This window comes from Mesorhizobium sp. P5_C1, assembly GCF_054049815.1.
Map to the genome: position 1 here is coordinate 1 of NZ_JBFULQ010000518.1, position 3,840 is coordinate 3,840.

Genomic DNA, 3,840 nt, shown 5'->3' on the forward strand with positions numbered 1-3,840 from the left:
CCTGCAAGCTTCCGCACGGCCTCGTCCTGCGCCTCCATGAGATGATCGAGCAGAATGAGCCAACCGCCGGCGGCAGCTTTCGCAAGGTGAAGCGCGCCCAGGTCATCGGCGAGCCGATCGTGCTGAAAGGCTACGGCCGTCGGTTCGATCGCCGCACCGAGCAGGCTCCGTCAGCGCAGACCAGCAGCTACGCCCTGACCTATGGCGTCGACGCCGACTTCTTCAGGAAATGGCTCGCCCAGAACCAGGACCTCGAGGCGGTCAAGAACAACCTGGTCTGGGCGCATGCTGAACGCGACATGGTCGAAGGCTTCATCAAGGAGCATGAGGCGCAGAAATCAGGCTTCGAGCCTATCGATCCGAACAATCTGCCGCGCGGCATCCAGGCCTTCAAGCAGGACGCCGCCTAAGCCGATGGCGCGGGCGCTTCTGAACTCGGCGCTCCTCGGCATGGCTGTCTCCAATGGCCGCCTGCGCGGGTCAACCTGGTGGTGAAAGTCTGACGGCTGGTACCCTTGCGGAATGCCGCTTTCGACACCATTGCGGAAGTTCGCTTGCCCTCGGCTGAACTCACCCCCATGACCCAATTCAGTCATCGCACTTGCGCGACCCGACGTCGCGAAGGGGTCGGAATGCTGTCGTTCAGCCGTAGCCGTCACGCCGCCACCGATGCCTGCACCGCACTACCGCCAGTGCGCATCGACGTCGCGAGCGCCTTTTTCAACAGCCTGATTTGCTGCGGTCGTTCGTTTCGATTTGCAGTTAATTGCACACACTGCACAGGAGCGCGCCATGATCAGTCTGAATGGCAAGAATTACACGGCCCTCCCGCTCCTCCTTGGAGAGTCTGCTGAGGCGGGCAGTCCTGTCAGCGCGCCGAAAAAGCGAGTCAGAAATGCGCCCAGTCCTAGTGTGGGAGTCTTGCGCTCTCAGTCGCTGGCCCAATAACTCCCAGKCCAGCGATGAGCAACGTTACGCCGCAGTGCCCGCCGCTGACCCGTCCGTGTTGCGGAGCGCACGGGTTCCGCCTAACTTGGTGCTGCTGAGAGCTTTGCCCTCGATACGAACGCAAATAAGGTGCCACCCCGCAACACTGACCGGCGTCAGTGGCCGGCCGACGACGGCCTTGGCCGTTGAGACAAAACCGGGAACCGCTTGGATGAACAACTGCTCGCCCAATTCGGTCATACCGCTTATGATGACCAAAGCGGCAACCAGCATCGGAACTCGCTTCAATACAGTCATTGTTTGTCTCCCATCGCAAAGTTCGAGGGGAATTCGACAGCCTTCTAAGGTCCGCAATGTGACTGGGCACTTGCGATTGCTCATCCGTTAAGCACGCTGGGTGAATTAAAAGCGTCGCCACCTCGTGGCTTCTTCATATTTGTGCTTAGCTGCCGGCTGTTTCCCGGTGGCCAATATGTTCGAAGTAGTGCAATCGCCCTCCGGCTCGAACTTGTTCTTGCTGGCTTTCTCAGCGCTGATCTTTGACCTCCCGCGCTATACCTTATCGCTGGTCTGGCTGGCGGTGTTCGGCAAGTGGGGAAGTACACGGCGCGGGCGAGCTTCTGCCCGCCAGCTGTCTGTGAGCGTAATCGTGCCGACATTCAACGGCGGGGGCGGGTTGCATCCGACAATCACTTCCCTGCAACGCCAGACCCAGCGGCCGATCCAGATCATCATCGTCGATGACGGTTCGACGGATGACACGCGCGCGAGCGCGGAGCGGGCTCGCGCTCTGGGTCTTGTGGACATGGTGATCTGCCATGGCACCCGCTGTGGGCGCAGCGCGGCAATCAACGCCGCGGCCAGGTTTGCCAGCGGTGACCTTCTCATGACCGTGGATGCAGACACTGTTTTCGAACCGACTGCCATCGAACGGCTCGCCTCGGTGTTCATGGATCCACGAGTGGCCGGCGCGAGCTGCAACATCGCCATAGCGAATGATCGCGAATCGCTTTGGACCGGCCTGCAAAGCGTCGAATATCTGATGTCGATCAGCGCCGGACGATCCGTGCTCGATATCGTCGGCGCCATCGCTTGCCTGTCCGGCGCCTGCTCGACCTACAGGCGTGATGTGTTTTTGCGGCAAGGGGGGCTCGACGTGGGGCCCGGCGAGGACTTGGAATTCACGCTGAGGCTTCGCCGGCTGGGCTATCTGGTCCGCTTCGTTCCCAACGCCTGGGCCGAAACGCTCGGGCCCGTCGGTGGCGTGAGCCTGCTGCGCCAACGCGCCCGCTGGGATCGGGACGCACTGCGGGTTCGTCTCATGATGTACGGCGAGCTGAGCCTGTTCCAGAGCCGCGAACGTCTGCGCGACACGCTGCAGCGGCTGGATTTCATCACATTCGACCTCGTCCCGACGCTCAGCCTTCCCTTCTATCTGACCTATGTCGTGCTGCTGTTCGGCGGCGACGCGTTTGCGTTTCTCGCCGCAATCTACTTCCTGCTGCTGTGGATATCATTCTTCAACATGGCGCTGGCGTTCGTGATGTTCGGCCGCTCCACCAGCCTGTTTGCGCTCTCGTTGTCGCTGATCTTTCCGTTCTACCAAGGCGTTTATCTCAAATGTGCGCGCTTCTTCTCATATTCGTCGGAAATCATCTTCGCCACATCGCGGCATGACGATTTTGTGCCGCCTCGCGTCCGGCGCGCACTGTTGGGAGGTCCCCTCTGAAAGGTGCATCATGCACGTCACGATCAACCGTCTCGATCCAAATGTACCCGATCCTATCGAGAGCCGGCGGCGCGCCGCGGGTCGACTTGTCCGCTTTGCCTATGGCACCACGGTGTTCGGCGTGCTGGCGTTCTTTGTCGTCTATTTCGGCGCGCCCTTCGTGTTCCTTAGCGGACCTGGCACCGTAACAGCTCCCCGCTACGTGGTGTCGCTGCCCAATATCGTACAGGTTCAGACGATGAACGTGGTACCCGGCGCAACGGTCAAGGCTGGCCAGGAGATCGGCACGGTCAACTCGCCACAGATCGACGGCGTGCTGGCGAACTACATGAACTCCCTGGCCGACATCGCGGTCCGCCGGGCCGAGCTACGGGTGAAACTCCGCGTGGCGCAGGACACGCTCGCGTCAACCCGCTCATATCTGGATCTCACCCAGGAGACTATCGCAGAAATCGAAAGAACCTCGGCCGCCAGTCTGAGCTACCGAGTCGGCATGTATCGCGAGCGAGCTCAGGCCCTCGGAATCCTGGTCACACACGAAGCCGAAATTTCCGAGTCCACTGCGCAGCTTGCAGACCTGGACAAATTCAGCCAACAGGTTCGCGGTCACATGGACGCTATCGAGCGCAGTTTTGCGGGCGGGAAAGTCTTTGCCCCGATCGCGGGGGTCGTGTCGACCAATGTCGCTCATGCCGGCCAATCCCTGGTGGCCGGCGCGCCAATCGCCGAGATTCTCGATGCGTCCGACATCTTCGTCGACTGGTACATTCCCAATGAACGCCTGGTCGATCCCAGGATCGACGATAAGGTCATGGTGTTGTTCGGCAACCGACGAATTCCCGGCACAATAGTCGACATTCTGCCGGTGTCCGATGTCTACGCTGGCCGGCAGCCACAGTTCGGGGGCGACCGTCAATCCACCCAGATCGCGCGTATCCGCTTCAACGAGGGTGCGACGATGCCGGCGCTCAATTCAACTGTATACGTTCACATGTACTACACTAGCTTCACTGCCCGCATCGCCGAGTGGCTGATATGGCTGATCGGACTAGCCTGAGCCGAGCGATGTGCAATGCAGATTGAAGCCAACCAACTTGTGTGCCCGGCCTGTGGTGGCGGCCTCGATTTCTTTCCGGTGTTTCATCACATGATGTGTGCTTATG

Annotated in this window: 4 protein-coding genes; 3 read left to right on the plus strand and 1 reads right to left on the minus strand. The window is 60.4% G+C overall.

The genetic code is table 11. The features are described 5' to 3' along the window. Nucleotides 1–410, plus strand: a 410-nt coding sequence (locus ACXJ7R_RS27005; RefSeq protein ID WP_457154490.1) for a hypothetical protein, incomplete at its 5' end; no start/stop codon positions are given. A gap of 562 nt (nt 411–972) precedes the next feature. On the opposite strand, the gene ACXJ7R_RS27010 is transcribed toward ACXJ7R_RS27005, so the two are convergent. Beyond that, complete coding sequence (locus ACXJ7R_RS27010; RefSeq protein ID WP_457154491.1) at nt 973–1,245, minus strand: hypothetical protein; 273 nt, start codon at nt 1,243–1,245, stop codon at nt 973–975. Nucleotides 1,246–1,420: 175 nt separating this feature from the next. Here ACXJ7R_RS27010 and ACXJ7R_RS27015 point away from each other — a divergent pair, with 175 nt between their 5' ends. Together ACXJ7R_RS27015 and ACXJ7R_RS27020 are read left to right on the plus strand one after the other, a co-directional pair. Next, the gene (locus ACXJ7R_RS27015) at nt 1,421–2,677 is read left to right on the plus strand and encodes a glycosyltransferase family 2 protein (protein ID WP_457154492.1); all 1,257 of its coding nucleotides are present in this window, start codon (nt 1,421–1,423) and stop codon (nt 2,675–2,677) included. Between the two features lie 10 nt (nt 2,678–2,687). Continuing rightward, entirely contained in the window at nt 2,688–3,734 is a 1,047-nt protein-coding gene (locus ACXJ7R_RS27020) for an HlyD family secretion protein (protein ID WP_457154493.1), read from the plus strand. The last annotated feature ends 106 nt before the right edge of the window (nt 3,735–3,840 follow it).

Excerpts from the sequence above, each read along its gene's own strand:
- ACXJ7R_RS27020 (WP_457154493.1), top strand. The coding sequence starts at position 2,688 with ATGCACGTCACGATCAACCGTCTCGATCCAAATGTACCCGATCCTATC.
- ACXJ7R_RS27010 (WP_457154491.1), bottom strand. The coding sequence starts at position 1,245 with ATGACTGTATTGAAGCGAGTTCCGATGCTGGTTGCCGCTTTGGTCATC.
- ACXJ7R_RS27015 (WP_457154492.1), top strand. The coding sequence starts at position 1,421 with ATGTTCGAAGTAGTGCAATCGCCCTCCGGCTCGAACTTGTTCTTGCTG.